General features: G+C 44.5%; 12 protein-coding genes and 1 tRNA gene. 5 read left to right on the top strand and 8 right to left on the bottom strand.

Annotated features, from left to right (window positions below):
• Positions 1-9: 9 nt before the first annotated feature.
• The gene (locus WC647_01335) at positions 10-3,894 is read right to left on the bottom strand and encodes a response regulator (protein MFA6220935.1); all 3,885 of its coding nucleotides are present in this window, start codon (positions 3,892-3,894) and stop codon (positions 10-12) included.
• A 776-nt stretch (positions 3,895-4,670) separates the two neighbouring features.
• Between WC647_01335 and WC647_01330 the strand changes: the two genes are divergently transcribed.
• On the top strand, positions 4,671-4,952 hold the full coding sequence (locus WC647_01330; GenBank protein ID MFA6220934.1) for a hypothetical protein: 282 nt from the start codon (positions 4,671-4,673) through the stop codon (positions 4,950-4,952).
• 79 nt (positions 4,953-5,031) lie between these two features.
• Here the strand turns inward: WC647_01330 and WC647_01325 are convergent, their stop codons facing one another.
• Positions 5,032-5,346 (bottom strand): RNA-binding protein, encoded by a 315-nt coding sequence (locus tag WC647_01325; GenBank protein ID MFA6220933.1) that lies wholly within the window; start codon positions 5,344-5,346, stop codon positions 5,032-5,034.
• A 664-nt stretch (positions 5,347-6,010) separates the two neighbouring features.
• Between WC647_01325 and WC647_01320 the strand changes: the two genes are divergently transcribed.
• Positions 6,011-6,721 carry a hypothetical protein gene (locus WC647_01320; GenBank protein ID MFA6220932.1) on the top strand — a complete coding sequence of 237 codons (711 nt, stop codon included), beginning with the start codon at positions 6,011-6,013 and terminating at the stop codon, positions 6,719-6,721.
• Positions 6,722-7,136: 415 nt separating this feature from the next.
• Here WC647_01320 and WC647_01315 read toward each other — a convergent pair whose 3' ends face one another.
• The 6 genes from WC647_01315 to WC647_01290 form a co-directional block, all read right to left on the bottom strand.
• Entirely contained in the window at positions 7,137-7,670 is a 534-nt protein-coding gene (locus WC647_01315; protein ID MFA6220931.1) for a hypothetical protein, read from the bottom strand.
• Positions 7,671-9,379: 1,709 nt separating this feature from the next.
• Positions 9,380-9,456: transfer RNA gene (locus WC647_01310), tRNA-Pro, on the bottom strand.
• A 45-nt stretch (positions 9,457-9,501) separates the two neighbouring features.
• A complete protein-coding gene (gene tyrS / locus WC647_01305; GenBank protein ID MFA6220930.1) occupies positions 9,502-10,704 on the bottom strand; it encodes a tyrosine--tRNA ligase in 1,203 nt (400 codons plus the stop codon).
• A gap of 165 nt (positions 10,705-10,869) precedes the next feature.
• Positions 10,870-11,622 (bottom strand): TlyA family RNA methyltransferase, encoded by a 753-nt coding sequence (locus WC647_01300; protein ID MFA6220929.1) that lies wholly within the window; start codon positions 11,620-11,622, stop codon positions 10,870-10,872.
• A gap of 14 nt (positions 11,623-11,636) precedes the next feature.
• A complete protein-coding gene (locus tag WC647_01295; GenBank protein ID MFA6220928.1) occupies positions 11,637-12,215 on the bottom strand; it encodes a hypothetical protein in 579 nt (192 codons plus the stop codon).
• Positions 12,212-12,559: a hypothetical protein gene (locus WC647_01290; protein MFA6220927.1), complete on the bottom strand. Its 348-nt coding sequence runs from the start codon at positions 12,557-12,559 to the stop codon at positions 12,212-12,214. The genes WC647_01295 and WC647_01290 overlap by 4 nt, the downstream gene beginning before the upstream one ends.
• 199 nt (positions 12,560-12,758) lie before the next feature.
• Here WC647_01290 and serC point away from each other — a divergent pair, with 199 nt between their 5' ends.
• The 3 genes from serC to WC647_01275 are packed head-to-tail and all read left to right on the top strand — an operon-like array spanning position 12,759 to position 16,838.
• Positions 12,759-13,844, top strand: coding sequence for a 3-phosphoserine/phosphohydroxythreonine transaminase (serC, locus tag WC647_01285; protein MFA6220926.1), 1,086 nt, complete (start codon positions 12,759-12,761; stop codon positions 13,842-13,844).
• Between the two features lie 6 nt (positions 13,845-13,850).
• Positions 13,851-15,488, top strand: a complete 1,638-nt coding sequence (gene serA / locus WC647_01280; GenBank protein MFA6220925.1) for a phosphoglycerate dehydrogenase — start codon at positions 13,851-13,853, stop codon at positions 15,486-15,488.
• A 60-nt stretch (positions 15,489-15,548) separates the two neighbouring features.
• Positions 15,549-16,838: an adenylosuccinate synthase gene (locus tag WC647_01275; protein MFA6220924.1), complete on the top strand. Its 1,290-nt coding sequence runs from the start codon at positions 15,549-15,551 to the stop codon at positions 16,836-16,838.
• The last annotated feature ends 7 nt before the right edge of the window (positions 16,839-16,845 follow it).

The raw sequence follows: 16,845 nt of genomic DNA, 5'->3' as shown, positions 1-16,845 counted from the left end.
GAAGCCCAATTAATCATTGAGCTTGGGAGCTCCACAATTTGGCGCAAGACTCTCAATGGTTTCTATGAGTTCCCTGAACTGTATAGGTTTTGACACGTAACCGTCCATTCCTGCGTCCAAACACCTCTCTCTGTCACCTTTCAAGGCGTGAGCGGTCATTGCTATTATAGGCGTGTGAAAACCCGAACGTTCCTCATTTATACGAATGGTAGCCGTCGCCTCGAAACCATCCATTTCGGGCATCTGAATATCCATAAGAACTATGTCGAATTTTTCCAGTTTCAAAGCTTCTACTGCTTCTTTTCCTGTTTTGGCGAGCTTAACAGAGTGGCCTACCTTTTCGAGCAATCGAATGGTAAGCTTTTGGTTAATCGGATTATCCTCCGCCAAAAGTATTCTCAAGCAGTGTTTGCTTTCAGGTATAAGGTTATGAGGTGGAAACGTCATTGGACTTTCAACTAATCTTCTTGAACTCAACACCGAGACGAGCTTGTCAAACAGTTGTGATTGCTTGATGGGTTTGACGAGGTATTCGGAAACCCCCATATTTCTCAACTTTTTCATATTGTCCGGTCTTCCTGCGGAAGTCATCATTATAATAGGCACGTTCGACATTTTTGCGTCAAGTTTGATTTGGCGGGCGAGTTCAACGCCGTCCATTCCGGGCATTTGCACATCGAGAAGAATCAGGGCGAATAGTAAGTCATCAATTTCGGATTGTTTTATAACCTCAAGGGCCTGAAGCCCTCCCTCCACCATTGTCGGCGTCATATCCCAACTCACGAGTGTATCCTTAAGAATCGCCCTGTTGGTCGCATTGTCGTCGACCACCAAAACCCTCACATTCTTTAGTCCTGCTACTTCTGATGGGACTACACTTGTTTTTCGCCTTTTTTGGATTCCAAAGCGTCCGGAAAAGTGGAACACGCTTCCTTTGCCAAGCTCGCTTTCGACCCAAAGCCTGCCTCCCATCATTTCCACCAGTCGGGACGCTATAGCGAGGCCCAATCCGGTGCCTCCGAATTTTCTTGTAGTCGTAGCGTCAACTTGCTCAAACGGTTGAAATATCTTTTCCAATCTTTCATGGGGAATGCCGATCCCGGAATCGGAAATCGAAAAATGCAAGACCACTTCATCTTCATGAATAGACTGGTTCTCAACTCTCAAGACGACTTCACCGCTTTGCGTAAACTTTATGGCGTTAGACATTATGTTCACGACGATCTGTCTCAAGCGTTCATAATCTCCGATCACCAGTTGGGGGACATCCGGCAGAACGTGACAGGCCACCTCGATGTCTTTGGCGCGGGCCTGCACAGAGATTGTTCTCACCAAGTCTTCCAGATATTCTCGAAGGTTAAAGTCCAGCAATTCCAGATCTATCTTGCCCGCCTCAATTTTGGAAAAGTCCAGTACGTCATTAATAATTTTTAACAGGGAATCGGCTGAAATCATTACCAGATCTAAATATTCACGCTGTTCATGGGTTAGGGAGGTATTTAGGGCGAGTTCCGTCATCCCTATAATCCCATTCATAGGTGTTCGGATCTCGTGGCTCATATTAGCTAGAAAAGCGCTCTTGGCGACGTTGGCAGCGAGAGCTTTTTCTCTGGCTGCAATTAACTCGGTGACGTCTATAAATGATTCTATACCTCCAACGATTTTTCCCGATTCATCAACCATCAGATCGGCGTTTTTCAGTATGGTCAAAACTTGTCCATTCTTGCTTCTCACAGAACAATGCTGCCTAAAAATTGGCCCAGACCTTTCCGGCGAGAAAAGTGAACAATGGCTTTCGCATGGCTCAACGGCGAAAATCGTACAAGGCTGACCAATAATTTCATCGGGGTTGAATCCGGTTATTAAACAGAACTCATCATTTACACTTGTAATTCTGCGCTCAGCGTCGACAGTGACTATCGCTGTAGCCGCTGTGGAGAGTAATCTTTTTTGAAATTCGTTCGCCAGCCTAAGGGTCTCCATGGCTTTTCTGCGCTCTGTGATATCTTCATAGATATAAAAGCGCCCCCAGTAATTGTCCTTGTCGTCACGGATTTCAGCGCTGAAGCGTCTTATTGCCCTCCCGTCCACAAGATCAATTTCGTCTTCCAGGATACTGCGCGCATCGGCTGACTGGAGAGAAACGCATGATTCCGAAAAAGCCTGAGGCTCCTTTACCATGCCCGCGAATGTAGCAATTATATCGCTGTTTCTAATTTTTCCCTGCCTGATTGGGTATTCGAGACTCTGGATACCCCATATTTCACAAAAGCGATTGTTGAAATACAGGATCCGATCTGTTTTGTGATCCACCACGAGATAAGCGAGAGGAGAAGAACTCGACATATGTCTCAGAAGGGCTTCTTTCCACCGAAGTTCGTCCTCAGTTCGCTTTCTGTCAGTGATGTTTCTCGCTATTGCCTGAAAACCGATGACCTGCTTGCCTTCGGACAAAAATTGAACGTTTTGTCCGATCCAGATTACGGAGCCATCCTTCCTTGTCGCTGGGAATTCATAATATGTATTCGATCTTCTATTGGCTAACTGGGATTCGTAAAATTTTCGCACTTCAGCGACATTTTCTTCAGGAATTAATTCTGAGAAATGTCTCCCGATAAGTTCTTCCAGATTATAGCCAAAAATTCTCAATGCTACTGGGTTTACAAACGAGAAATTGCCGTTAGAATCAGTCCGATATAGGATGTCATTGGCATTCTCTACAAATTGTCTGTATTTCTCCTCACTCTGTTTTAGAGCTTCTTGCGCCCTTTCACGCACGCCAATTTCCTTCAATAAATTTTCATTGGTTTTAGCGAGATCCGCTGTCCTTTCCTCCACGCGGCGCTCAAGAGAGCCATATGCGTCCGATAGGCGCCTGTAAAACTCCTGACGTTCGCTATAACTCTTGCGAATCAACGCCAAACCAACCAGGAGGCCACCCATCAAGATCACCACGATGGCTACCCAGAGGGAATAAGAGTAACCGGCCAAATGTCTAAACCTGGGAGCTACCGTGAGCAAATGAATGGCCCCACCCATTGATTTTTCCATGGCGATTAGAACAGGGGTGGCTGCGCCTTGACCTTTAGCCGGCCAGGTAGACTCACTTAGGCCGTCATCGGGAAAGGAAGACGGGAGAATCGCAAGACTCGCGAGATTTTTACCCACTAGGGGAGGAGGCCCCAAGAAAATGGTCCCATTCGAATCTACTAAGCCGCTGAAATTATCGTCTGTCTGGGGCCCGCTAAGCTGGATCTTCTTTCTGATCGCGTCCGGCTCCAGTTCCAGAAGAAGGTACCCTTTGTTTTTGTCTCGATATCTGAAAGCTGAATATAAGAAAATCGAACTTTTATTCCCTCGAGAAACAAATCCGAGGCCCCCTCCAGGAAATTTCATGATTTCATGAGCGCCGCCGAACAGTGGTTTGTCGATCCAGCTTATGTCCCCAAAGGAGAGGCTTTTTGCAATGACTTGATTCTCTCCGATGTCAAAAAAAGCCAACCCTCTAAACACCAGATAATTGTCTGATTTGACCATTCTTTGCAGTCTGTTGAATTCATCATCAATACTCTGAATGGCTACCGAGAGTCCGTATTCTTTGGACATGCCCAGAGATTTGCTGTGATAATAAGAACTAAGGGGCTGGCTTGCCGCAATTGATTGCAAGTCAGTGATCCGCTGAGTCAGATACTCATCCAGTATAGCGGCTTTGCCACTACACTCCTGTGCGAAGGAAGATTTCCTGGCTTCAACAAGCTGAGAAGACGTTTGGTAAAGACGAAACAGGATGTAGGCTGTTGCAGCGTAAAAAAACAACAGAATTGCAACAAAAACCAAGACGGACGCGCGTAACTTTTCTTGACCGTTCGAGACTTTTTTGGGCTCGGTGGGCATACGTTTTCCTTGATTACTTAACGGCGTCCGGAAAATAATGTTTCATAGCTGGATAATATACTCGAATAAGCCTTCCCAGTTATCCGCCTTTCGTGATTTTACCCAGGAATTCATTGAAGGAAGATCGCAACTCAGGCGAATCCTTAGAAAAGCCAAATCCCATAAACTGACCTTCAGTAATCGTTCCCAATGCTTTTATTGGGCCAGGGAATTTTAGCAATGCCACTAAAGCGTCAGGGACATCAAGAATCGTTACCTCGGTAGACCCTTTTACCCGCGCTCCGGCAAATCGTTTAGAGAAATATAGTCGTTGTACATCGGACAGGCGTTCATGAATTGAATCCTTTTACTCTGAGACTCATTCCCTGACGTCACTCTAATTCTTCGCCTGATGATGTCACGTTTGATAAATTATAAACATAACGTCTTTTATTTCAACAAATTGCTTGAGATCGGTTATTGAGAAACAAATCTATTCGTATAAATACCCATTCATCTTCAAACACCACTATATCCAGTCATGAGCTTACTCATACAATACAACAAATCCTCAAAATAGTAATGTTTTCTAAAACTTTCCCAAAAAAATGATCTTGTTCCTGGGGGGCGTGGCCCGTCAAGATAACCTGGCAATTTTAATGGAACAGTGGCCAGGTTAAGTAGTCTGATAAAATGAAGCGTATTTTGACAGGAGACTAGTGTGACACTTTGAATCGGCAGCGCCATTTGTAATTACCGCTAAATATTTTAGCGCTCAAAGAAAAGAGGGTGAAAGAATGAACAAAGCTCAGAATCTATTGGCCTTTGGGGCAATCGTGGCGGTCATTATGCTTAGCCCGTATTGTTGCTTTGCGGAAAAGACCTCGCTACATGCCTTTGACCAAAAGGCTTGCTATGCCGGTTGTGGGTGTGACGCCGTCGGTATGGTGGCCGCATGTTTCGCTTGCAAGCAAGAATGTGATCGCAGGTACTGGGCTGAATTTGATCGAGAAATGGGAACAGTCAATAAGGAGACAAAAGGCCAGGGGACGACCGACGAGGACAACTTCGATCAATAGTGATACCAAAAAACACAAGAGCTTGCCGAAGCAAACTCTTGTGTGATTGTCTTACTGATTTAGTTCAAGAAAATCAGTACTACCAGCGTGAGCCACCGCCCCTATTGTCTCTACGGCCGCCACCGCCGCCGCCACCGCCGCCGCTGGTTTTAGGACGCGCTTCATTTAATTTCAGAGCGCGACCACCGAAATCCTTGGAATCGAGTTCTGTGATAGCACGCATACCTTCTTCACGGTTTTGCATTTCGACAAAACCGAATCCCCTAGATCGCCCTGTAAACTGGTCAGAGATGATCTTGACGGTATCCACCGCGCCATACTCTTCAAATAGCCCTTTAAGCTCGCTTTCGTTCGCGTCGAAGGACAGGTTGCCTACATAAATGTTAATACTCATTCTCTAGCTCCTTTTGGAAAATCGCCTGACACATTTTAGTGAGAGTGCGTTTGGGTTGATGGATAACGGGTCTTGGTGATCGGGGATATATCGACAAGTTTCGAAGGAAGGTTATCCTCGGCACGGGCTCCACGTTCTATAATCTTAATTCTCGCATAACATCCGTGTGCCCTACAAAAATAGGTCGACTGGAGCAATACAAGTTAAGTATTGAACTAAATATATATCACCAAGCATATATAGTCAATCAAAATTAGGCTCGGTATCTTTTTGTTAATTGCCCGCAAATGCTCTCCCATGATAAACTGAACCATCAAACGCTTTTAAATTCATAATATCTTACTCCAAGAGAATTAAGATGAAATCTGCTCGATTCTTGGTGGCCGGGTTCCTTGCGGGTGTCCTCATTTTGAGTCTCAGTCCCCTTGCTCATTCACAACAAGGGCTCTTTGAACCTTACAACCCGGTAAATTTCTCTCAACCGACAGGGAATACTTATCTAAACCTCATGGTAGGTCTTAGAAAATATTTTAATAGCTTTACGTCCTGGCAATTTCCAAATTTTCAGGGACCTCAAGACCCCTTAAGCCGTCTGGAGTATCCATGGGACCAGACATTTCTTGCAATTAGAGGTACTGCTACGTATACGGGTTTAGAAGTAAACATGGAATGGTCAGGAACATTAAGCGTTTTATCGAATTCCAAGGCTCAGGATAGTGATTGGCAAGACCCTAACAATCCCAATCAAAAGACAACATTTGCTGAAGCTGAGGCAACTCCAAGATGCTGGATTGTAGATTTAAGCTGCGATATGCAAGTCCCGGGTCTTGCATTCCTCAAGGGAGTCGCTGGATACCGCAACAGCCAGTTTAAGTTTACTAATACCGATGTTTATCAATATTCCATTTATGACGAGGAGACTAAGACATATGCTCATTCGTCGGTGTTCCTGCCAGGACCTAATATAGAATTCAGCCAATACTATAAACAGTTGTATGGAGGCGGTATCCTAGATGCGTCATTCAATTTCCCAGAAATATCCAACGGATTAAGAATACCTCCTCTTTTATTAAAAATTCAGGCTGACGCTTCTTATGTCATTGGGAAAAATCATGACGAACATCTTCTCAGAGGTTACAACCTGCAATCTACAGTTGACTCCTCAGGTTTTGGATGGCACGTCAACATCATAACTGGATTTAGAACTCACAGGTTCGGATTTGATATAGAGGGGGATGTGAGAGGCATCAACACAACCGGACAGATGCTGGATATGAATGGAGACCCTGCTGGACCTTACGTAAAATATATTGATGGAGCAAAGGCTTGGAGTGAACAAAAATATCTCGGTATTAATGGAAGGATGTTCTTTTAGTCTCCAAAAAAAGTTTGACCCGTTGGTTAAACGGGCCAAAGGAAGGATTAGGTTTGGTTTGTCGCTAAAGTGGAAATAGTTATTTATCGATATGTTGTCAAGCTTTTTTATAAATAGTATTAGATAAATGGAGATTATGTCGTATGTAAATCCTATAATACTTTGGTATCATTTACTAATCTTTGGTTGTATAATTTCAGATTAATTTAGAAATCTGATTGACGTTTGGCAAAGTTTCTTATCTTTACATTTGAAACAATGGTGTAAAAGGACCCCAGTAAATGGCGTTGTGTATGAAAATTTATCCACTCTAAAACTGCCCGCTGGAACGCCTCAACAAACAATTTTTTTATGACTCCTATAAAAGCCTCGTTCAATTATCCAAAGTGTTAAGACCATCGCTGATTTTCTGAGATTAGCTTTTGAACCAGTCTCTAACTAGTGCTTGGGCCTTAGAATCTTTTTCGTTTTGCATATCATCCTCAAGTTGCCGTCGTCCATTTTCTTTTTGACGAATCTTTTCTTGCCCAGCAACAAATTTACGATACTCATTGTTGGCCTTTTCGCATGAATTCTTGAGATTTGCTTCAGTATCGGGATGAGGTCCCGGGCCCTGTATGGAATATTGAAAAAATATAAATCGTTCCAAATCATATTTCCTGGAATCTGGTACACCTTTAAATAGCTTACATGAGAGGTCACGTTTTCGTGTTAGTTGGCCTGAGGGAGGGACCATACTGAAAGGCATATCGTGATATTGTAAAATTCTTTCCCCTACATACTTTTCACAACTGTCGTAAAAATCGCAAAACTCCTTCATCCACTCCTCGGGGGGAATCGAACTTAAAAGAATCGGCAAATAGTAACGTCCTTCCACTTCCTCACTGGGTACCGGAGTTAATGCCTTTTCTATTCGAATGTCTTGAAAATCTTCTCGATAATGAGACATGAACTGATTCCTCTCTCTAATTCATTTATAATTGGGTCCGATTTTCCCCTGTCGTTAAAGGCTGATGTTGGGGCGGACTCCTCAGTCAAATTAAGCTGCTTTCGTTTTTAAATCACCGAGACGCGATTAATCATTCATGTTTTCAGGCACTTTACTAAAACTCTGAATTGCGGTTCATGAAAACCGTATCGTTGGTCCAACAAGTAGTATCTATTTTGGAAACTTACATAAAATTCAATTTATCATAAATTGTAGCTGTTGTTTATATCCAACGTGATCTACAAAAAAGGACTATGTCATTGCTTAACCTCAAATTAAACGGACGGTTTTTCTCTTATTATTTGGGCTGCCATCCTGTTTTTTCATGTTGTGCGCACCGAGGCTGGAATTCCAGGCTAATGCGCTATTTGGACCCTTTATTTTACATATTCCCCGATCTTGTCGAAAATTGACATTTCGACTAAATCAAGATTGGGACTGGGTTTATAATTATATTAAGGCGACTGGATGGATAGGTCCATTCAGAGAGATGTTGGGTTTCTGATGTTCAACAAAAGAACAAATTTCTGAAGAAGTATCGACAAAATGTAGAGAAGGTTAGTAATCAAAAAACCATGGGATGAGACAGCGCATTTTCCTTAACCGAAGCCTAAATTACTGGAATTTAGTAAGACAATACTAGACCTCCAATTGTCGATGGCGGAATCACCGCATGCTGGTTTGAACAAGCAGTTATTATTGTTGCAATTATCATTCCTATCGTAACATTCAGAGTATCCGCTATTCTTCTGGTGTTGGTGGACCCTATCCTTGTGGCGTTGGAAACACTCTGGACAAATCCCGTGACTAATGTCCGTACAGGTATCTAGATTTAAGTCTGATAAATCTAATGAATTAAATTCCTCAATACCACACCAAACTCTATGGCATTCAATACATCCACATAACATGGCAATATCCTCCTATACTATAAAAAAAGTACAGAAAGTTTAACCTAAAGTGTTACACTTTTATTTTATCACACTATAATGTTAAAATTCCAGTATAATATCTCAGTTTCAGTGGAATAGAGTCTGGTAATATCAACGACCGCTCTGCCACACACGCTGCATACGGACTGCCACGATATAATTCATAAATGGCTTATGATGGTATGCATGCCTGACCCTTGCGGTGCTATATCCGTGCCATAATGAACGGGACCCGCATGTCATCTCAATCCAGCACGACGATGAGATATCTCTTCCACCGGAAATGGTTTTGTTACTGCATTCTAAATGACGGCTTCCATGGCCGAAATGGTGTGAGTATCAATGAATCGGACACTTGTCCCTGCAAGAGTTTAAGAATGGAATGAGTTGGAGATATGTGGGGTCAAATCTATGGAACTGATTCCTTTATGAAAGGGGCAATCAAAGTCCGGTGAGTATTTGCAGGCAATTAACAAAAAGGCTGGTCAGGTGGGATTACCTTTCACTGTAATAGTTTAGCCCCACTAAATCTGCTTTCTGTCCGAACCACGCCTGTAATTCTTTTTCTTCGATTAATTTGCCGTGGCAAGTCCCAATGTCTAGGGGCAATTATCCTTGATCATGGTCCCACAGCCATCGGTCAATCAGGTCAAAATAAAAGCGACGTCAAAATGACGCCAAATTCAGTTTCAAAAAGAATAGGCCATGTTTGAACATGACCTAAGTTATTGATTTATTTGGTCGGGACGACTGGATTTGAACCAGCGACCCCTGCATCCCGAATGCAGTGCTCTACCAGGCTGAGCCACGTCCCGACAAAAACTAAATATAACTTTTATCCGCTAATGTGTCTAGGCTTTTTATCCGCCAACCTTGACCCGATAAAATTTTCGTTTTCCAACCTGAATAGTAATTTCATCTGAGGATAACGCTATCTCGGTCAGAGGATCCTCGATTTTTGAACCATCCACCTTGACACCACCCTGGGTGATGAGCCTTTTCGCCTCAGCCTTGGATACCTGCCCGATCTCTGCTACCAAATCATAAACCTGATATTTGATATTAGCCAAATGAACCAGGGGTATTTCACTCGGAAGCTCACGGCGTTGCACAACCTTCTCAAAATGATCCTCGGCACGTTTTGCCGCTGACCAATCATGATACTCGCCGACTATGCTTCTCGCCAGCGCCTTTTTTATTTGCATCGGATGGAACGGATCCCCCGCTTCCTGGTGTTTTTCCACTTCCTTTAAGGCCTGGCCGTAATTATTCACTTCATCAATGTCCACATCAGTCAATAGTGTAAAATATTTTACAATCAGGTCGTCCTGAATGGACATTGTCTTACCAAAAATGTCTTCAGGAGCGTCATCAACAGCAATGTAGTTTCGTTCAGTCTTGCTCATCTTTTTCGAGCCGTCCAGACCCTCGATCAATGGTGTCATCATGACAACCTGGGGCTCCTGGCCAAACTGAAGCTGAAGATCCCGACCAGCCAATAAATTAAATTTTTGATCAGTTCCACCAAGTTCGACGTGACATTTGAGAGCCACGGAGTCATATCCCTGCATAAGCGGATACAAGAATTCCGTAATACTAATAGGAGAACCTTCCTTGAAACGTTTCTCAAAGTCATTTCTCTCAAGCATTCTCGCTACCGTAGATCGATAGGCCAAATCCAGGCAGTCCGCAAAAGACATTGGATCGAACCACTCACCGTTGTTACGGATTTCGGTCTTTTTCTCATCAAGAATTCTGAAGACCTGATCTTTATAGTTCCTTGCGTGTTCCCAGACCTGTTCTTTAGTCAATCTTATTCGAGCTTCCGAACGCTCGGTAGGATCACCAATTCTGGCAGTGAAATCACCTATCAGGAAGATAGCTACATGACCCATATCCTGAAAATGTTTGAGCTTTCTTATGGTAACCATATGACCCAAATGGATATCGGACGCCGTAGGATCCACCCCGAGCTTTACTCTAAGGGGCGCTCCCGTCTGGGCGCTCTTTGTAAGCATTCGCCGAAGTTCTTCCTCGTGAATTACTTCTTCGACTCCTCTCAAAATATGTCTCATCTGGGTTTCAATATCGGGGAACGACATAAATCAACCTTTCATTTGCAAAATTGATTCACTAAGGAACCATCCTAAAATGTAAATAGTATCTTACAGAGGGGGTCTTTTCAATCGAAAACAGGAAAATGGAAAGGGTTAAGGGGCGCCAAAAGCCTAATGCTTTATTTTGAGCACAAGATGCAACAGAAATTCACGATTCCCCTTTGGGCCTCGAATAGAAGATTCAACTTCGTTTAAAACCACAAATCCGGCCTCATGCGCTGCCTGTTTAACATTTTCGACCGTTTTAGATATGACGTGCGGATCACGAACTACCCCATGCTTCCCAATCTCTGACCTGCCGGCTTCGAACTGAGGTTTTACAAGAGGAATAAACCACGCCCCAATTGGCAGCAGTTCAGCAAATTTGGCCAAAACCAGTTTCAGGGATATGAATGAAAGATCAGCGACAGCCGCGTCTAGGGAATAATTAATAGATTCCAAATCGAGATATCGGATGTTAGTCCTTTCTATCAAACAAACCCTTGAATCATTTCTTAACTTCCAATGAAATTGACCATATCCAACGTCAACCGCAACGACCTTGGCAGCGCCTCTCTGCAACAGGCAGTCTGTGAACCCGCCCGTAGACGCGCCTGCATCGAGCACCGTTAGGCCTGCAGGATTTATCCGGAACAAATCCAAGGCGCCGGCAAGCTTGATTCCTCCACGACTTACAAAGGGAGGCTGCTCCACGACTTCCAGCTTAGCTGAATTGACAATCTCTTTTCCAGGTTTGTCAACCTTGGCTCCGTCGACAAAAACCTTGCCTTCCATGATCACAGCGCGAGCCCGCTCTCTGGAAGAAATCACCCCTCGTTCGACAAGCAATATGTCAAGCCTACGCCTGGAAGTTTTCTCAGCCATCAAACCACGCCTGATCAGGAGCCGGGCATGATCGTGAAATCAAGGACATCAACAATACTAAAACCGTAATAAATATAAATCATACCGCTTCCCAAGAAATCTTCGGGCCTGTGAATTGTGAAATGGTAGTTGAACGTCCCCTGACGATTCGTAAGCCTTACCGTCTCTTCATACTGTCTCGAATCAGGCAATTTAACCACGAATTTAAGAGGAGTGTCCGAAGTTGATGACCGAAAAGAGAATCGAATCATCAGAATAAGGCGGTCACCAAAAAGTCCCGCGTTAAATGTCCGACTGTTACCCAGAAATTTCCAGCCGTGATCCTGAGGAATCGCTGGTCCAAACTGAAGATCATATATTGATAGTCGACCAGGCATTTCCCATGACAGTTCCCGTCCTGGAGTCTCATCGCCTGATGGAACTTTTTTCTTTGGAGTTTCAACTGATGGGGGCTTGGGTTTGCCTGGCTCAGCCGCGAGACAGCGTCCATCGAAAACAAAGGGAAGAGCGAAAACCATGAACACAGCGGCGGCGCATAACATCCTTAACTTTAAGAGCCAAAGATCTCTTCCAAGGACATCCTGGGATTTCATGCGCCCCACCATCTGGGATTAATGGGTCTCGGCTGGATCGGTCCGGTTCGTCCCGGCTCACTCTGGTTATACTGAGGGCTTTCTTCGGGTCGGTAAACTTGGGAAGAACCACTTTCGGTCATTTGACTTCCAGGTTCTTGATTTCCAGCCTGATCCCCGCCTATTGTCCGCAGGAAACGCTCCTGCAATCCGGGCGATTCGGCTTCTGAGTCGCTTGCCCCTGTCTTTCGGACTTTGGACCCGAGCATGCTAAAAATCCACCAAAAAGCAAAAAGAAGGATTAAAGGGAGAACGCTACTTAGTTCTCCTCCGTATTTTTTCAAAAGTTCGTCGATGCCAGGCATTTTGATAGCCCTCCTAGCAGAACACAGGATTTATAGCGAGAAGAGAATCTCACAAAAGCGATCGATATTCAATTCGATTCGTTTGCCTATATAATGATAGAAGATGTTGATTTTTGTTGAAAAATCGACATGGAATCCATTATATTTTATAACTTGTGTATTGCGTTCCGACCTTTTCATATCGTCAGGAGGCCGAAAAATGACCCATAGAATCCACAATTTCAACCCTGGACCCGCAGCGCTTCCTTTGCCTGTCCTTGAAGAAACACGGGAAGCCTTGGTGGACTTCAAAGGCTCAGGAATGTCGATTGCTGAAATCAGCCATCGTTCAAGTGTTTTTGAAGAACTCATAGACAAGGCGGTTCACCGGGCAAGGCGATTACTCAATATGAGTTCGGACTTCAAAGTTCTGTTCCTTCAGGGCGGGGCAAGTTTGCAGTTCACCATGGTTCCGATGAACCTGATCCCTTCAAATATGTCTGCGGACTACATCAATACGGGAACCTGGGCTACAAAGGCCATTAAAGAAGTTCAAATTCTGGGTCTACCGCACGATGTAATAGCCTCAAGTGAAGACAGAAATTTCTGTTATATTCCCAAAGATTATAAAGTTTCACCTGAAGCCGCGTACCTTCATTACACTTCTAACAATACCATCAAGGGGACACAATGGAGTTCAGCCCCGAATTCAGGGAAAATTCCCTTGGTCTCCGATATGTCTTCTGACATCTTCAGTCGTCCTTTTGATCCCAGTTCCTTTGGTTTGATTTATGCCGGAGCGCAAAAAAACCTCGGACCCGCGGGGGTCACGTTGGTTATCATTCGAGAAGACATGTTGGAGCGTTGCCCGAAAAACATTCCAACCATGCTTCGTTACCCGACTCATGCGGATAAAAATTCTTTGTATAACACTCCACCATGTCTCTCAATATTTATGGTCAGCAGGGTTCTGAAATGGATAGAACAAACCATTGGGGGCCTGGAACAAATGGAACGGCGCAACAAGGAAAAGGCCGATCTGTTATATAACTACATGGATGGGTCCGAGTTCTATATGGGCACGGCCGACAAGGACAGTAGGTCCATGATGAATGTCACGTTCCGCCTTAAGTCGGAAGAACTTGAGAAGAAATTCACGGTTGAAGCGTCGAAGAACTCATTGGGAGGACTAAAGGGGCATCGCTCTGTTGGCGGATGCAGAGCGTCGATATACAATGCCATTGAACTTGAGTCGGTTAAAGCGCTGGTAGATTTTATGAAGGATTTCGCCAAGAAGAACGGTTAACCTGATATGAGATTTAAAATTTTAGTTGCGGGTGAGATCCACGAAACTGGTCTTAGCGCCCTATCATTGAGCCCTTCACTCGATGTGGACGTCAGAATCGGACTGGACGAAAAACATCTGCAAGAGATCCTTCCTCGGTATGACGCTATCGTTATAGGTGATGATGTAACAATTCAGGCTGCTGTCCTGGATTCTTGTCCCGGCTTGAAGGTAATAGCCAAAGCTGGAGTTGATTTCGAAAATATTGACATTCAAGCCGCTACCCGACGAGGCGTGATCGTAATGAACGCGCCGGCCGGCCACATTGTTTCCGCGGCTGAACATACAATTGCCCTAATCACTGCGGCCCACAGACATATACCAACTGCAGTGGATTCAATGAAACAAGGCAAGTGGGAAAAGAAGAAATTTCAGGGTCGGGAAATGGCAGGGAAGACCCTGGGGATCATTGGTTTTGGGAAAACTGGGGCATTAGTGGCTCGGTACGCCGCTCGAGGACTCAGAATGAATGTCTTGATCCATGATGCGGTTATTCCTTCGAACACGATAAAACAACAGGGCTTCAAACCTGTTTCATTGAAAGAATTGCTTTGTCAGTCGGATGCAATTTCGTTGCATGTTCCTTTGACTAGCAATACGAAGAACCTGCTTAACTCAAAGGCTTTTGATTTGATGAAGCCGGGCGCAATCGTGATAAATATCGGTAAGGCGGGACTGATTCACGAAAATTCTCTCTGGGCCGCGCTGGAATCCGGTAAAGTGGCATGCGCGGGTGTGGACGCTCATTTTGACATTCATGCGAAGAACAGTCTTCTTCTCAATCATCCTAAAGTAATAGCGACACCAGATTTGAGCGTGGCTACGGACGAGGCTAGAGCGAAAATATCGCAGTCCATCGCTGAATCCCTAAGGGATTTTTTTGAAAATGGAACGCTTGGAAACGCTGTAAATGTGCCAATAGTAGATCCAGCTCTTCGCACAAAGATGGGGCCGTACGCTGAACTTGCCCGCCGACTCGGAATGTTTGTCGGGGGGTTATCTTCAGGAAGCGCTTCCAAAATAGAAGTAAGCTTTAGGGGCGAGCTTGTAGGTTGGGACGTAAAGCCACTTACGACCTCTGTCCTCACTGGCTTTCTCAACGTGTTCAAAGGCTCGGATGTTAACCTGGTAAATGCGAATGTTACGGCCCAGGAATGCGGGATTCAGGTTCATGAAACAATTCTAAAAGAATCATCTGAAGGCAGACCCTCGATAACGATAGAGGTTTTCTCCACCAATAAAGTGTCCACCAGGGTGGAAGGTGTACTGATTCGCCGATTTGGGGAAGAACCCCGAATAATAGGTCTCAACGAATTTGTCACCGAAGCTGTGCCGGCTGGTCCCATGCTGATTGTAAAAAACAGGGACATTCCCGGAATGATTGCAGGAATATCGGGCATCCTCGCTCAAAAGATGGTAAACGTTGCTCAAATGAATTTGTCCCGGAATTGCGCAGGTGGAACTGCAATCTCCATTACCAATATTGATAGTCCGGCAGATGAGGAAACGCTCGAGAAAATAAGAAACATTGACGGAATATTGAGTGTTGATCAAATAATTCTAGAGGATTTGCCTGAATTGAACGTATGTGTCGCATCGAATTGAAAATGCAAACATAAGTCGTTTTTAACCATTATTCAGACTTATCGAGAAAGGTGATAACTTTTGAGTACACTTGTAGTCGTTGGAGCCCAATGGGGTGATGAAGGAAAAGGAAAGATAGTAGATCTACTCACCAGCAGGGCGGATGTGGTAGTCCGTTTCCAGGGCGGAAACAACGCTGGGCACACACTTAAGGTAGGCGGGGAACAGATTATTGTACATTTGATTCCATCCGGAATACTGTACCCCGACATTACGAACATTGTCGCTAACGGCCTTGTTGTTGACCCATCGGTGCTCCTTTATGAGAAGGCTGAACTTCGCGAGCGTGGTCATTTCCAAAAGGACAATCAGTTGCTTATATCGGATAGAGCCCAGGTCATTATGCCTTACCACAAGATTATTGATCAGGGCCGAGAAGAATTTCTGGGTAAGTCTAAAATAGGAACAACAGGTAGAGGCATTGGACCGGCGTATGAAGATAAAGCTTCTCGCATGGGTATACGCGTCGGAGACTTGATAAGGCCCACGTTCTTTCGCGAAAGAGTTTATGCCGCTCTGGATGAGAAGAATTTTTTGATCGAAAGGCGTTTTAGAAGACCAAAGCTTAATCCTGAGGAGATTGTTCAGGAGTATCTCAGTTATGGAGAAAGTCTGGCCCCTCATATTACTGACACTAATGTCACCCTGCAAAATTTTATAGCCGGCGGTCGCCATGTTTTGTTTGAAGGGGCTCAAGGGACCCTACTGGATATAGATCATGGCACATATCCTTTTGTCACGTCTTCAAATGTCGTTACTGGAAACGCGTGCTCAGGTTCAGGAGTAGGCCCTAACGTTATTGAAAAATGCTGGGGTGTTGTAAAAGCCTATACAACAAGAGTCGGACAAGGACCATTCCCTACTGAGCTGACAGATAGATTAGGAGAGGATCTGAGAGAAAAGGGCGGTGAATACGGTGCTACGACTGGCAGACCCAGACGGTGTGGATGGTTGGACATTGTGATCGTGAATCACAGCGTCCGACTGAACGGTTTAACAGGAATCGCTCTGACAAAAATGGATGTTCTTACGGGGATATCCCCATTAAAAATAGCAGTAGGGTACGAACTGGATGGCAAAGCCCTGGACCACGTTCCTGCCAATATTGATGATTTCAGTCGAGTGGTTCCGCGCTACCGGGAAGTAAAGGGTTGGGACGAACAATTATCTGATTGCAGGTCGTTCGATGATCTCCCTAAAAATGCCCGAGACTATGTTGAAATGATTGAACATCTTTCCGGAGTTCCGGTCACACTGGTTTCAGTAGGACCGGCTCGTGAACAGAGTATACTTAGAAAGACACCATTCTAAGTATAGT

Source organism: Desulfomonilaceae bacterium, from assembly GCA_041662605.1.
GTDB lineage: Bacteria > Desulfobacterota > Desulfomonilia > Desulfomonilales > Desulfomonilaceae > CAJBEZ01.
Note: the sequence above shows the minus strand (reverse complement) of the source record. Positions and strands in the feature narration are given on the sequence as shown.